Annotated in this window: 9 protein-coding genes; 1 reads left to right on the top strand and 8 read right to left on the bottom strand. The window is 63.4% G+C overall.

Translation table 11 applies throughout. The features are described from left to right. Positions 1 to 541: 541 nt before the first annotated feature. Entirely contained in the window at positions 542 to 1,831 is a 1,290-nt protein-coding gene (locus tag OHQ90_RS19135) for an alpha/beta fold hydrolase (protein ID WP_328412360.1), read from the bottom strand. A 246-nt stretch (positions 1,832 to 2,077) separates the two neighbouring features. Continuing rightward, positions 2,078 to 3,541, bottom strand: coding sequence for an MDR family MFS transporter (locus OHQ90_RS19130; protein ID WP_328412358.1), 1,464 nt, complete (start codon positions 3,539 to 3,541; stop codon positions 2,078 to 2,080). A 789-nt stretch (positions 3,542 to 4,330) separates the two neighbouring features. On the opposite strand from OHQ90_RS19130, the gene OHQ90_RS19125 reads away from it, so the two are divergent. Beyond that, positions 4,331 to 5,749 carry an MFS transporter gene (locus OHQ90_RS19125; RefSeq protein WP_328412356.1) on the top strand — a complete coding sequence of 473 codons (1,419 nt, stop codon included), beginning with the start codon at positions 4,331 to 4,333 and terminating at the stop codon, positions 5,747 to 5,749. 253 nt (positions 5,750 to 6,002) lie between these two features. Here the strand turns inward: OHQ90_RS19125 and OHQ90_RS19120 are convergent, their stop codons facing one another. From OHQ90_RS19120 to OHQ90_RS19090, 6 genes are all read right to left on the bottom strand, one after another. Further along, a complete protein-coding gene (locus OHQ90_RS19120; RefSeq protein ID WP_328412354.1) occupies positions 6,003 to 6,743 on the bottom strand; it encodes a polysaccharide deacetylase family protein in 741 nt (246 codons plus the stop codon). A 69-nt stretch (positions 6,744 to 6,812) separates the two neighbouring features. Continuing rightward, positions 6,813 to 7,814 carry a zinc-binding dehydrogenase gene (locus tag OHQ90_RS19115; RefSeq protein WP_328412352.1) on the bottom strand — a complete coding sequence of 334 codons (1,002 nt, stop codon included), beginning with the start codon at positions 7,812 to 7,814 and terminating at the stop codon, positions 6,813 to 6,815. 477 nt (positions 7,815 to 8,291) lie between these two features. Beyond that, on the bottom strand, positions 8,292 to 9,197 hold the full coding sequence (locus OHQ90_RS19110) for an alpha/beta hydrolase (RefSeq protein WP_328412350.1): 906 nt from the start codon (positions 9,195 to 9,197) through the stop codon (positions 8,292 to 8,294). A gap of 110 nt (positions 9,198 to 9,307) precedes the next feature. Continuing rightward, a complete protein-coding gene (locus OHQ90_RS19105; protein WP_328412348.1) occupies positions 9,308 to 10,840 on the bottom strand; it encodes an amino acid permease in 1,533 nt (510 codons plus the stop codon). Between the two features lie 1,046 nt (positions 10,841 to 11,886). Further along, the gene (locus OHQ90_RS19100; protein ID WP_328412346.1) at positions 11,887 to 13,056 is read right to left on the bottom strand and encodes a hypothetical protein; all 1,170 of its coding nucleotides are present in this window, start codon (positions 13,054 to 13,056) and stop codon (positions 11,887 to 11,889) included. A gap of 364 nt (positions 13,057 to 13,420) precedes the next feature. Next, positions 13,421 to 14,689: a sensor domain-containing diguanylate cyclase gene (locus OHQ90_RS19090; RefSeq protein ID WP_328412344.1), complete on the bottom strand. Its 1,269-nt coding sequence runs from the start codon at positions 14,687 to 14,689 to the stop codon at positions 13,421 to 13,423. Between the last annotated feature and the right edge of the window lie 120 nt (positions 14,690 to 14,809).

Here is a 14,809-nt window from a genome sequence, read left to right as displayed (position 1 = left end):
TCTAGAATAAACGTTTTCTCGCCGCTTACCAGCGATCCGTTGAAATAGCCGCCTGACCGGCCGGTTACCCAACCGATCCGGACCGCCGGAGATCGGTCGAGTCGAATTTTCTCCGAGAATCGTATGGGCGCACGGCTTCCCGCCTCGACGCACGAATAGTGGAACACCGCGAGGACTTTCGCCGCAGTACCACGCTTCGGCATCTCTACCGGCCGAGCACGGCGCCGCACAGGATGTGCCCGGCTCGCCGGGTCCGTGGCCGGAACGCCAGGTTGGTCGCTACCGGGTCGCGGCGGGTGCACTCCGGCCACGAAAATCCGATACGGCCGCACTGGTTCCGGCGGGCGCGGATCGTGCTTCTCGCTGTCGATCGGCTCGGTCCACCTGCTGCGGGTCGGCCCACAGGCCGACCCGCCACCCTGCATCGTGCACAGACCACCCACACTCAGGTGCGACGAGCCCCGACAACGCGCGGGCATACACCGGACGCCGTGTATCCGATCGGAGTCCCCACGACACCGGAATTGCTGTGCGCCGGAAACTATGGCAATGCACCACAGTTGGACGGGGCTGGGATACCCGCCAGCCGATCGGTGATCCATTGTTGCGAGGCCGCCAGCGACGGAAAAAAGGCCACCACGTGGGTGCCGACGACTCCGGAGAACGGGGGAATGTCCGCATTCGACTCCAGCTGAACCGGCACACCACGACTGCACCAGCTGGCGGCCATGTCCCGAATCGGCGTGTACGGCGCACCCTCGTCGTTCCTGGCCGAGGCGATCAATACGGGAACAGACGGGGTGAGCCCGCCGACACGCTGCTCGTCGAATGCCGCTTTCAACACCGGGGACTGATCGATCACGTCGATGAGTGGTTGTCCGCTGGTGGTCCACTGGGATGTGTACTGATGGGCCTGGGCCAGCCCGACCGGGACGGCGCATTTGTTCTGAGAGTCATCCAGGATCGCCTTACCGATGTCGTTGAGTTCAGCATCGAGCACCGGTCGGGTATTGGGATAGTTGGCGGCGATGCCGTTGAGAATCCACGCGTAGGTGGGCGCGACGGAGGGCCGGCCGTCGTTGTACCCGATGAAATACTCGTCATCCACCACCGGCCCCCCGATGTACGCGCCGCGCACATTCAGATCTGGAGCGTAGCTCGATTGCAGCTCGGCAGCGCCTGCGGAGGCCATACCGCCCTGGGAGTACCCGTAGAGAATGACCGGTGAATTGGGGTTCAGGCTGCTCGGCAACCGCAATGCGGCACGCGCGGAATCCAGCACCGCGTGGGCTTGTGCCTTCCGGTTGAGATAGTCGTGAATATCGGGCGTGCCGAGGCCGTGGTAATCGGTCACCACTACCGCCATGCCACGCGACAGCAGGGAGAAGAGCCCTACCACGTCGTACTCGAAGATCACGTCGAGCGGCGGCTGGAAATGGACGAGATCCGGCAACAACTTCGAAGGCGCACACTGATCGCCCTGCCCCTTCGTGCCGACCCCGTACGCGATCAGCGGGCGCTCCCCCGGGCCGGTCCACGGCACGGCCGGCTCCAGATATGTGCCCACCACGGCGGTCGGCGCGTCCTGAGCATCGCTGCTGAGGTACATCATGCGTGTCGCCATCGCCGGGATTATTCCGGGCTGTCCGGGGGCCGACAGCGCCACCGGCGCCGGTTCGGTCCGGATGATGGTGCCCGGGTCTCCCGGCGGAAGCGGCACCGGCGGCAGGTAGAAGCCGCTGGCCTCCACGGCCGGAAGCATCCATGGGTCGGCTGCGGAAAACGCCCCGCTACCGACCGCGATGAAAGCTCCGGTCACAACTGCGGTCAAGCTGAGTATTCGACTCCTCACGAATCAATCCCTTCCTTCGATGGGGGATAGCCATGACTTCGAGAATCGGATACCGAGACTAGCTGCCTTAGAGCCCCCAGCCAGGCACAACGCGCCTCATGTTGATCACGACCGCATCGTCGGGCACCGTCAGCGGCTATCGGGTTCCCGATCCACAGGCCGGCGATGGCGAAGCCCCTGGCGTGCGCAGCAGGCAGCCAGGGGCTCAGTCGTGCCGAATCGAGGTCAGCCCTTGAGCAGTTCGGGGGCCGCCGTTTCGGGCTCGCCGGCCGCTTCCGGGGCGGCTGCCCGGCTCGGCAGGAGCACTGCCATCGCAATCACGATCAGCGCCAAGGCGGCGGAGACGACGAAGGCCAGGCGCATGCCGTCGAGGTGGGCGGTGACAGGGTCGGTGCCGTCGGTGATGAGCTCAGTGCTGCGGGCCGACATCACCGTCACCACCAGGGCGGTGCCGAAGGCCGCTGCGACCTGCTGCAGGGTGCCGAGCATGGAACTGCCGTGCGAGTACAGGTGCTGCGGGAGAGCACCGAGGCCGAGAGTGAAGACCGGGGTGAAGGTTGCCGCCAGCGACACCATCAGCAGCATGTGCAGGGCGATCAGCTGCCAGTACGGCATGGTCATCGAGATCTGGGTGAACCCGGCCAGCGACGCGGCGATCCCGATCGACCCTGGAATAACCAGCAAGCGTCCGCCGAACCGGTCGAACACGCGCCCGACAGTCGGTCCGAGCAGACCCATCGCCAACCCACCCGGCATCACCAGCAGGCCGGTCTGCAATGGGCTCAGGCCACGCAGGTTCTGCAGATACAACGGCAGCAGGATCATCGACCCGAGCATCGCCATGAACGCGATCGACATCAGCACCAACGCCTTCGAATAGGTGCCGGACCGCAAGACCCGCAGATCCAGCAGTGGAGTGCCGGTACGCTGCATGCGCAGCTGACGGAACACGAACGCGGCGATGAGAGCCGAGCCCGCGGCGACGATCAGCGCCGGGCTGGTGAGGTTGCTGCTCTCGAACCGGCTGAGCCCGAATACCAGCCCACCGAATCCGAGTGCGGCCAGCACCACGCTGGCCGAGTCGATCGCCCCGGCCTGCGGTTCACCGATGTTCTCCAGCCGGCGCAGGCCCAGCCAGGTAACTACCCCCGTGATCGGCAGCACCAGCACGAAAAGCCAACGCCACGAACCGATCTGCAACACCAACCCGGAAACCACGGGTCCCAGCGCGGGCGCCACCGAAATGGCAAGGGTGACGTTGCCCATCACGCGGCCGCGGTCCTGCTCGGGCACGACGGTCATCAGCGTGGTCATCAGCAGCGGCATCATCACCGCGGTGCCGCCGGCCTGGATGATCCGCCCGAGCAGCAGCACCGCGAACGACGGCGCGACGGCCGACAGCGCGGTACCGGCCAAGAAGACCCCCATCGCCACGGCATACGCCTGCCGGGTCGACACCCGCTGCAGGAACCAGCCGGTGGTCGGGATGACGGCCGCCATCGTGAGCATGAACGCGGTGGACACCCACTGCGCCGCTCGTTCGGTGACCGCGAGGTCCTCCATCAGACGCGGGATCGCGTTGATCATGATGGTCTCGTTCAGGATCACCACGAAGGTCGCGAGTACGAGCACCCGGATGACGGTCGGTGTCCGCCCTCCCGAGGCGGGAGCGGATAGTTCGGCGGGCATCGGGTACCTCCGGAGGATGGTGCGTTGGCAGGAATATGTGTGGCCCGTTGCCGAGTCACCGGATCGCGTCCCGGCGCCACAGTGATTGAGACGGAATCGGCCACTCGAACTCATCGGGCGCGCGTCAGTATTGCGGTCGGCACCGACATCTCTCACCCGATTTTCCCGCCCATCGACCCGCGAGCTACCCGGAAACTACTGGTCAGCAGCCAATCTCACAGGTGCCGATATCGAATAGTGAGCCTGGTCACGTACCCCTGGGTGGCGTCGACGCCACGCCACCCTGCCCATGACCTCCCCGCCGCCACCGGTACGGGCAAACTCGGCGCAAGTTAGATGTCACTGCGCGTCATGTTTTGTTGTGCCATCATTTATTGGCACGCTATGTAACGAGTCGATGGTTACGCCGTCCCGGCGCGACCTGAGTTTCTACGGTCGGGGCGGTGAAGCGCGTTGCCAATGCGGGTATCGAGACTGCAGTCCAGACCTTTCGACGGACTCGCGCGGACCGGTCGAAGCGACCGATATGGAAATCCGTTGCCGGACTCGATGTTCGACGCCGACCCGAACGATCTCTCGGCAACTCCGGCCGAGCGGTTCGATGCACGGCCGGATCAGCCAGGCGGCAGCGAATATCCCCCTCTCAGCACCTCGGGCCGATGTCGGCCGGGGAACCAACCAATCTCCAATGATTGAGGTGATCACGAAATGTCAAGGCCACCTGTGGAAGTCGTTCGAAGCCTGGTCCCTGCTCGAATGGATCGGCTGCCGTGGACGAGATTTCACTCGTTGATAGTCATCGGACTCGGGGTGTCCTGGATCCTGGACGGGCTCGAGATCCAGATAGTCAGCAGCATGGGTGGTGTGTTGGAGAGCCCGAGCACCCTCCACCTCACCAGCGGGCAGGTCGGCGCGGCCGCATCGTGGTATCTGGCCGGACAGGTGGTCGGCGCACTGGTCTTCGGCAGAATCACCGACAAACTCGGACGCAAGAAACTCTTCATCCTGACCTTGGCGATCTATCTCGTCGGCAGCGGATTGGCCGGCCTGTCGTGGAGCGCCTGGTCGCTGTACTTCTTCCGTTTCATTGCCGGCACCGGGATCGGCGGCGAGTACACGGCAATCAATTCGGCGATCGATGAGATCATGCCCTCGAAATACCGAGGGCGAGTCGACATCGCCATCAACGGTACTTATTGGGGTGGAGCCGCATTGGGTGCGGCGGCCAGTCTGGTTCTCTTCAATGAAGACATCGTCCCGCTGCACTGGGGCTGGCGGATCGGCTTCTTCATCGGCCCGGTTCTCGGCCTGATCATCATCTTCTTGCGCCGCCAGGTACCGGAGAGCCCGCGATGGCTCCTCACACACGGTCGGGCCGCCGAAGCCGAACGAACCGTAGATGAGATCGAGGAGCGCATCCGAAGCCGAGGTGTCGAACTGCCACCGGTCGACGAAAGCAAGGCCTTGGACATCGTCGACGCGGGCCGGCTCTCTTATCTGCAAATGGCTCGTATCTTCTTCGGCAAGTATCCCTCCCGGTCTCTCCTCGGGTTCACGATGATGGCCACGCAGGCATTCTTGTACAACTCGATCTTCTTCACTCAAGGCATGGTGCTGATCTACTTCTACAACGTGCCGCTCGACCACACCGGCTACTACTTCTTCCCGTTCGCGGTAGGCAACCTGATCGGACCGTTGGTACTCGGGCCACTTTTCGACAGCATCGGACGCCGAAAAATGATCTGTGCCACCTACGTTGGCTCCGGCACGCTTCTTCTCATCTCGGCCTGGGCGTTCAATGCGGGACTACTGACTGCCGTCACCCAAACCGCACTCTGGTGTGTCATCTTCTTCTTTGCCTCAGCGGGAGCATCCTCGGCCTATCTCACCGTCAGCGAGATCTTCCCGTTGGAGCTGCGCGGCCAAGCCATCTCGTTCTTCTTCGCGATCGCACAAGGGACCGGCGGCGTGGTCGCACCGTACTTCTTCAGTCGGCTGATCGGCGGCGCCGACAATGTCGACCTGGACCGGCTCCCACTGACCTGGGGGTACATAATCGGCGCCGGAACGATGGTCATCGGCGGCCTGGTCGCCTGGCGCTTCGGTGTCGACGCCGAAGGTAAATCGCTGGAGGACATCGCCGATCCGCTGAGCGCGGCACACCGCGCCGACGAACAATCGACGCCGGAACCAACCCGGTCTATCTGACGCAGTTGCCCGAGCCGGCGGTGGGTGCCACAAGCCCGCCGCCGCTCACGCCAGTTCCCTGCCCGGCGGGATCGAGACTCCACGGGCCGCGCTGTCCGGATCACGGCCCGCAACCGCAGGCTCACCGATGCTCCGACTGGGTTCGGTGGCGATGTGGTCAGCACACGAAAGCAGATCGAAGCAACAGGCAGTGCACTGGAATTCGGTCCGCCCGACGGTGACCGGGAAGTGACGGCCGTGTGCCTTACGTCCCCTACTCACGCAACAACTGCGAAATGGTGACGAACCGATAGCCACCTGTCCTGAGCTTGTCGATCATCGGGACGATGGCGTCTCGGGTCTGCTGCCGCCCGCCATACATGGCGTGCAGCAACACGATCGAACCCGGTCGCACCCGGGCAACCGTGTAGTCGGCGATCGCCGCCGCGCTGCTGTCGACCTCCGGATACGAATTGGGTTCGACGTCCCACAGAATCGTTTTCCGGTCATGCTCATGCAAGTAATACGGCAATGTCAGCAGCTTCTTGCCATTGGGCGGACGAACCGTGATCTCGCCGGTGTACCCGGTGTTGCGAATCAGCTCGTCCGTGCGCTCGATTTCGCCGGCCACGGTTCCCGGCGTCACGAAGACCATTCGCTGATGCGAGTAGGTGTGGTTGCCGATCTCGTGCCCCGCCTTCGCGATGGCCACACCGAGTTCCGGATGACGTTCCAACTCCTGCCCGATCAGGAAGAACGTCGCGGGCACCCCCTTGTCTGCCAGCACATCCAGCACAGGTTGCACGCCAACGGGATCCGGTCCGTCATCGAATGTCAGCGCGACGACCTTCGATGTGGTGTCCACACGGTCGGTCAGACCACCGAAGAACTGGAAGGTCCGGGAGTTCACCACACGGAACAGGCCGAAGCCGCTGCCGAGCAGCACAACGAGCACCATCGCCAGACAGATTGTCCATCTGCGGGCGCGGCGGGAGAGGTGGCGACGAAACAACATGCTACTGAGCATGTCGGGTCGCATGCCCACGCGGAAGCGTTGGAAGTACTGGGAGCTTCTGAACACGGCCTAATGCCGGACGCGGACGACGAGTTTGCCGGTGGCGCGGTCGTGCTCCATGTCGTCGTGGGCCTGCGGCACCTGCTCCAAGCCGTCGTAGACGCGGTCTACGGGGAAGGCCAGCTCGCCGCCCGCGACCGCATCGAGGATCTCCTGGAAGGCTTCCCGAGGCAGGTCGGCAGCGTCGCCGAAGTAGCCCGCCAGTCGCACACCCCTGGGCAGGTATTCGTTCGGAGAGAAGTCTCGCACCGTCCACTGGTTGGACAGGCTGCCGCTGAAGCAGGCCGTGCCGTGCACGCGCACCGCGCGCAATGTGTCGGGCAGGGTCGGCGTGCCGACGAGATCAAGGGCGGCGTCGACGCCGTCCGGGTACAGCTCGCGCACGGCGGGCGCGACCTCGCCGGTGTCGAGCAGTGGATGGTCGATACCGTGCTCCTTCAGCGAAGCGAGACGGGTGGCCCGCCGGGTGGTGGACAGCACCGTGGCACCGCGCCATGTGGCCAGGGCGGCGGCGGCCAGGCCCACCGAGGAGGTGCCGCCGCGGATCAGCACGGACTGACCGGGCCTCAGGTCCAGGCCGATGGTGAGCGAGCCGTAGGCGGTCTGCACCATCTCCGGCAGGGCGCCCAGCACCTCCCAAGGCAGGTCGGTGTCGATGGGGATGACCTGGGACAGTGGCACCGAGGCGTATTCGGCATAGCCGCCGTCGAAAGTGCGCCCCATGTCCCCCATCATGGCGACAACCTTCTGCCCAACAGCCAGCCCGCTGCCGGCCGGAGCCGCGTCGACGGTGCCGGCCGCCTCGATACCCGGCACCCGGGGAAAACTGACGCCCACGCTCACACCCAGCCGAAGCTTCAGCTCCGAGCGGTTGAGGCCGAACGCTTCGACGCGGATGCGCACCCAACCGTCCTTTTCGGGCGGGAGAGGCAGAGTGGTCAGCCGCAAGTTCCCGATGGGGCCGGGGGCGGAGAGTCGGACGGCGCGCATAGTGGTCGGAGAGGACGTCATGGCCTGCCTTCTTCCCAGATAGGAGGGTCGGTCAGCGGTGATCAACATGCAGCCGATACTGCTTCATTCCCGACTCGCTATGGGACATAGGCCGTACGCGTTCAGCCCGAACTTGCGTATGAAACATCTGGTCCGGCTTACATCTTCCGCGAGTTCGCCGTTAACCCCGCCCATCAGGGACACGGATACGCACGAATCATCCACGATGCGTTGCTATCCGGCCGCCCGGAACCGTTGGCCTATCTGCTGGTCCGAGTCGGCAACCCAGCCAGAGCCGCGTACGAGTCATGGGGTTGGCGAGCGATCGGGCAAGACCAGCCGTTTCCAGATTCGCCGTTGATAGACGCGATGGCCGAGCTCACGCGTTGAGTCGCGCGACAGAGGTTGGGCTGCGGCGGTTTCCACGAGATGTGTGACGGTGCCGGCCCAAATCCGTGGGACTCCCCGATGGTGTCGCATGCCGACCCGGGGCAAGCGCTATTCGCTCAGCTTCGTGAGCAGGAAATCCCTGGCGACGCAGGATGCTTGCTGGAACTGCTCCTCGTACACAGCGAAGTGGGTGCCCGGGATCAGCGACAGTTGTTTGGGTTCCAGCGCCTCGGCGTAGCTCTGCAGAGCGATATCGCTGGGCGTCAAGGTGTCCTGATCGGCGATCACCATCAGCAGTGGCGTCGGGGACACGCGGCGCAGGAACGCTTCCGGGGTGTAGGACTGGAACTTATCGACGCTGGAGAGGGTGACCTCGTTGCGCCAGGTAGGGACCTGCGGGCCGTTGGCCATCAACCAGTTGTAGACCTCGATACCAGGCATAGCGACAAGTTCGGTGGGATCATCGGAGGCCGCCTTGATCGTCTCGTGCGGTTTGCCGGAAGCGCGGGCTCGGCGGTCCGCGGCGATGGCCGCGTGGACGGCAGGCAGCATGATGGAGGGGACCAGGCTGCGGAAGTTGGCCCAGCCGTTGGTGATCGGCACCTGGGAGACGACGGCGCGCACGCGCCGGTCGGTCGCCGCGACGACCAAGACGTGGCCGCCCGCGTAGCTGGTTCCCCAAATGCCGATGCGTTCCGGGTCGATGCCGTCCAGGGTCTGGGCGAAGGTGATCGCATCGCGGTAGCCCTCGATCTGGGCGGTGGGGTCGACCTCGTAGCGGGGTTCACCATCGGAGGTCCCGAACCCAGGGTGGTCGTAGACAAGACAGGCCAGGCCTGCGGCGCTGAACACTTCGGCAAATGGCGCGACCCATTCCTTGACGCCCGCGAAGCCGTGTGTCATCACCACCAGCGGGGTGCTGCCCGACGTCCGTTCCGGCCGATAGAGCCAGCCCCGCAAGGTTACTGCGCCACTCGTGAATTCGACATCGACGCGCATCGCGATCCTTTCCATGACATCCGTCCTGCAATCAAACTACGGCGTGCGTGGTCTGACCGCTCGTGGTCGCGACGCGAATCTGCTCCCAGCGCATCGCGACGCCCTGGGAGCAGTCGACGCCGCCGCTATTCGCGTTCGTCGTGAACCATGACCTGATCGCGCGCCTCGTGATCAGGCGACGGACGCTCCGCGAGCACCGGGAACTGACCGGTGTAACCCTCACGCTGCAGCGCGATGCTCGCTACCCGCTTGCGGGCGAGAAACCACCCGACGACCAGCATCGGAACCACGACGACGCCCACGGCGATTACCGCACCACGCTGCAACTCGTCATCACTGAAGGCCATCAGCGCGACCACCGTCGCCAGGAACACCAGCGTCGCGTAGCTCGTGTAGGGCGCGCCCATCAGCCGGAACTTCGGCCGCTCCACCTTGCCGTCGCGCGCCCAGCGCCACAACTGCAACTGGCAGACCACGATCGCCGTCCACGCCACGATGGTGCCCAGTGCCGACATGTTCAGCACGATCTCGAATGCTTTGTCGGGCACCACCACGTTCAAGCCGACACCGAGCAAGGCGATCGCACCGGTCGCCAGAATCCCGACATAGGGCACACCACCGCTGGACATCCGCGAGGCGATGGCAGGCGCACTACCGTTCATCGACATCGACCGCAGGATCCGGCCGGTCGAGTACAAACCGGCGTTCAAGCTGGAGAACGCCGCGGTCAGCACGACCATATTCATGACCGAACCCGCGCCGTCGACACCGATCCGCGAGAAGAAGGTGACAAACGGGCTCTCACCGGACTTGAAAGCGGTGTAGGGCAGCAACAAACCCAGCAGCACGAGCGAACCGACGTAGAACAAAGCGATCCGTGCGATGACGGAGTTGATCGCCCGCGGCATGATCTTTTCCGGATTCTCCGTCTCGCCAGCCGCCGTGCCGACCAATTCGACCGCGGCGTAGGCGAATACGACACCCGTGGTGACCAGTACCAAAGGCAGGATGCCGCTGGGGAACAAGCCGCCACTATCGGCGATCACCTGTGGGCCGGTGTGTTCGCCCTTGATCGTGAATCGGCCTGCGAGGAAGATCGTGCCGACAATCAGGAAGGTCACCAGAGTGACGACCTTGATCATCGCGGCCCAGAACTCCAGCTCACCGAACCACTTGACCGACACCATATTGATGCTGACCACCAACGTCAGCGCGACCAGTGCGATCAGCCACTGCGGAATCGCCTCGAAAGCTCCCCAGAAGTGGACATACGTGGCGATGGCCGTGATGTCCACGATCCCGGTCATACACCACTGGAAGAAGTACATCCACCCGACCGTGAAAGCCAGCTTCTCACCATAGAACTCACGGGCGTAGGAGACGAACGACCCCGAGGAGGGGCGATGCAGCACCAACTCACCGAGCGCGCGCAGGATGAAGAACACGAACACGCCACAGACGGCGTACACCAGAAACAGCCCAGGCCCTGCGTTGGCCAGTCTGCCGCCCGAACCCAGGAATAGGCCGGTGCCGATGGCGCCACCGATCGCGATCATTTGTACCTGACGAGGACGAAGCGACTTGTGGTAGCCAGCGTCCTCGTCGTGCAGCGTATTTACGGGCCCCGACACCTCCGAGGGAGGTCGAACTGTGGTCATGGCCAAAACCCCTCACATTACGACGATTGTGTCGCCGATTAACGTGCCACCAAGTAACGGCACAGTGGAGGTAATGTACCGCTGCACAACGGCACGATCAATAGGAACGGGCCGATTCGACTGCCCCAATCCGGCCATGCAATTAGTTGCCACGTCATACGGAATTGATCCCATCATTTCTGTCGCAAAACGGACTCGCGGACTCCAATTGCAAACCAACCGGGATGTTTTAATTCGCCACCCACGAATAGGCTGCGACGAACCAAGGATCCATCAGGCGCTGTTGACGAAAACCATAGGAACACCCCACACACAGCGGTAGAGGCCGAACCCGCGCGACTGCTCGCCCGCGATCGAATCGACCGATCCTCTGGCGACGATCGGCCACCGCCTCGTCGACCAGCCTGTGGGGCACGGGCGTGTTCGAGCACATTGAATACTAGGTAGCCAGACCATTGCGGTCGACTGACCTTTGGAGCGCCTTTCGCAGTGTAATCAGTTGCAGGAGCGCTAAATTCATGTCTTTTCCCGCGCGGAACCCGGTGCCGCCCCCATAGGCATCAATCCGAGTCCACGCGAACTCACCCACTGATCACAGCGTTGATGATGAAAAGCGTTCTCGACGCCTGGCTTCAGCTGTCGTCGCCTCGATCGTCAGAATCTACTGTGGCGGAGATTTGTCGTGCTACACAGCCGGCCCACTCCGTTCAGCAAGAACACTATTCAGAGCCTCCTGATCGGCCCGGCGCGAGACATCACCGCGGGTGTCCGAACTCGCTGACGAATCGTGAAGTAGCCGACAGCCGATACGGCGGTTGCACTGATCCTCGAACAGAAAGACCTCCCGCCAACACGGAAGACTCGAAACATCCTGCAATGCTTCATTTTACAGGTCGGATGACAATGACCGAGGTGGAGTCGAGGCTGGTCGGATCCGGTCTACTTCACCCAAAGGACAGCCAAAACATTTGACGGCGCCGGACCTGCGTCCGCAATACGTCCGCAGTGGCGTCCGACGCCGTCAACCCAACTCACAAATTGTCTGGTCAGCGCACGTCGTTCACGTTCGCCAACACCAACTCGACTCCCCTACGTCGAAAACGAAGACCTTGAATACCGTCGTAGTTCACGCCACCGTGCGGCTCGAGCTCTCCCACCCACTGCGGGTGAAGCACCATTTCACGATCATGGTGGCCGGCCACGACGATCTTGATCGGCAGTGGGTTCGCAGCTGTCCGCGCGGCGGCTTCCATCCCATCGGACACGGTGTAGCCGGCCGACCCGAGGAGGCCGAGCGATACACCGAGGCGAGGATCAATGGAGCTCTCCGGTGCGCGCTCTTGGTTGAACGCGGGTGCACCGAACTCGTCTTCTCGGGATGACGGCTTCAGCAGGTATGAGGAATCGGAACTCGGTTCATCCACCACGGTGAGGCGGATTCGATTCCGCAACTCGGCGATGGCGAGGGCGGCCGCGGCGACCGCGGCGAGACCGCAGATCAGCGCTGGAGTCTTCATGGCGGCGCTGGCGACCTGTTGTGCCGCCTCGGGGTTCGATCCCTCGCCGCCACCGAAGACCTTCCGCAGAATGCTGCCGAGTCCGGTGGCCATCGCGTCGCTATGTTTGGTCATGTCGCGCAGCTCCGGCGCTTTGCCGTTGAGATACAGCACCGTCGCCAGTACGAACAACGCGGTGGCCACGCCGGCGCCGGCCATGAGGCACGACAACACCTCGATACGCGCTATAAGGTACAAGATCGCGGCGAATATGGTGATCACTGCGGCGATGGCTGCCAGCATGCCCCAGGAACCGCTGATGGAAATATGGTTGGCGGGCGCGTACCCGAGAGTATTGAGCTCGGGGACGGAGCCGTCGATCCGGCCGAAGGCGTTGGCGTACAGGTCTCCTGCAGGCCCGGTCGCCGAGAGCCAAGGCTGAAAAAGGAGCGCGAAGGTGAGCAGGCTCAATGCCGCGATACACCAACATTTCCAACCAGATCGAGATCCGGAACCCTGCGTCCCAACGTATTTGAATTGTTCTGAAGTTGAAGTTGCCATTATTTGGATATCGACCTTTTGGATCTTTCGTTTTCGCTTGTAGCGAATGGAGTGGAGCGAGTTGCGCTCCTCGATGAACCAGCACGAATGCACAGTTCGAATAAACTGCCGGATGATCTCCGTCGACCATCGACAGATATAGAGGTTATGGCCGAACATGTCTGCAGGTCAACGTGATTTGGATCCCAAGGAGACCCAGGACACAGCATTCTCGGGCGCCTGAAGCATTCAGGTCGATTGACCAAATATTGACGAGTTTGCCGAATTACCCTTGCTTCGAACGGTTTTCGGCAGATCGAGAATCACCGACGCAGTGTCGTGCCGACCTCGGACACTGAGCCCTTCCGGGTAGCGGCGTCGTTGCGGTGCGGTGGTGCGGCCATGCTCGACGTGGAGCAGGACGAGTGCTGAGCGCCGATCTGGTAGGGGAACAGGCTGATTCGCCGCAGCGCTGTGCACCTGGCCTTCAACAGCGAGTTCCCGCGCTCGCCGACCGCGCGTCTGCGGTAGGAGATGCCGGCGCTCAGGTCAAAGCTTGCAGGGTGTGCAACACCCAGTGCCCTTTTCCGCTGGTCTTGGCGTAATACAGGCTGGCGTCGGCAGCGTCGAGGAGGGATTCGGCATTGGCGCCGACGATCGGCGTCACCACCGCCCCGATGCTGGCTGCCACCTGCAACTGTTGGCCATCGACGGTGATCGGGTCGGAGAACACCGACAAGAGTTTTTCTGAGATCACCGTGATCTGGGCGGCGGTGGCAGGCGGCGGGACCAAGACGACGAATTCGTCGCCACCTAGTCGGGAGACCAGGCAGTCGTGTTCACTGAGCCCGTCGTTCAGGCGGCCCGCCACCGCCGCGAGGACCTTGTCCCCCGTGCCATGTCCGAAGCGGTCGTTGACATTTTTGAAGTGGTCCAGATCGGCGAAGCACAATCCGGCCCGGTCGCCGTCGGATGCGGTCGTGATGAGTTCATCGATGCGTTCGAGTAGGTAACGCCGGTTCGGTAGGCCGGTCAGCGGATCGTGCCTGGCCTGCCTGCGCAGTTCGTCCTCGAGCCGATGCTGCTCGGTAACGTCGGCTCCGATGGCCAGCAGATAGTCGGGCTGGCCGCCGTTGCCCTTCACATACGAGATGGCGAACGACATCCACCCCACGCTGCCGTCGGCGCGCACCAAGCGCCGGTCCAGCGAAACGGTGCCCTCCCCCGCCGGCACCAGCTTTTCGTACAGCAGCGTCCGAATATCGTCCTGGTCATCGGGATGGGCGAAGTCGTACACCGAGATCCCGCGTAGCGCGTCTACCGGGACGCCGATCATGTCGGCCAGTCCCCGGTTGGCTTCCAGCAGCTTTCCGTCGGTGTCACCGATGGCGATGGCGATGGTCGTGTTCTCGAACAGGATACGAAACCGAGCATCCCGTTCGTCACGGTCGGGTCTATCGAGCCCCCGCTCGAGCGGCGAACTCGCGACATCGCGCGCCCGGTCCAGCTCCTGCTGGTGGCCCTGACCCAGGGCGACCAACAGCCCGACGAGTCGCTGACCGGCGTCGGGTCGGGCACTGCGGTCGGCCAGCTGGTACAAAACCTCCGCCGATACGGCGGGCACCTGCTGGTCGTCCAATTGCGCGGTTGCCAGCGCCGCCCCGATCCGGGCGCCCACAGTCACGTCGAAGGGATCGACATCCACCGCGGTCGCGAGATCGTCGATCATGCCGGCCAACAATTGAAGTCCTCGGCCGTCCAATGCAGGCATGTCGCTTGCCTTGGCAAGCGCTTGCCACCAGGTTCGAGCCATTACCGCACTCTTGCTGTCGTCCACCCCAACCCTTCGATACGTCGCACCATTCGACCACCCCTCGCGGCAGACGGTGGTCCGTTCACCTGACGATAGCCCGATTCGACACAGTATCGCGTG

This window comes from Nocardia sp. NBC_00403, assembly GCF_036046055.1.
Lineage (GTDB): Bacteria > Actinomycetota > Actinomycetes > Mycobacteriales > Mycobacteriaceae > Nocardia.
Note: the sequence above shows the minus strand (reverse complement) of the source record. Positions and strands in the feature narration are given on the sequence as shown.

Excerpts from the sequence above, each read along its gene's own strand:
- OHQ90_RS19120 (WP_328412354.1), bottom strand. The coding sequence starts at position 6,743 with ATGTTGTTTCGTCGCCACCTCTCCCGCCGCGCCCGCAGATGGACAATC.
- OHQ90_RS19105 (WP_328412348.1), bottom strand. The coding sequence starts at position 10,840 with ATGACCACAGTTCGACCTCCCTCGGAGGTGTCGGGGCCCGTAAATACG.
- OHQ90_RS19115 (WP_328412352.1), bottom strand. The coding sequence starts at position 7,814 with ATGACGTCCTCTCCGACCACTATGCGCGCCGTCCGACTCTCCGCCCCC.
- OHQ90_RS19130 (WP_328412358.1), bottom strand. The coding sequence starts at position 3,541 with ATGCCCGCCGAACTATCCGCTCCCGCCTCGGGAGGGCGGACACCGACC.
- OHQ90_RS19110 (WP_328412350.1), bottom strand. The coding sequence starts at position 9,197 with ATGGAAAGGATCGCGATGCGCGTCGATGTCGAATTCACGAGTGGCGCA.
- OHQ90_RS19090 (WP_328412344.1), bottom strand. The coding sequence starts at position 14,689 with ATGGCTCGAACCTGGTGGCAAGCGCTTGCCAAGGCAAGCGACATGCCT.
- OHQ90_RS19100 (WP_328412346.1), bottom strand. The coding sequence starts at position 13,056 with ATGTTCGGCCATAACCTCTATATCTGTCGATGGTCGACGGAGATCATC.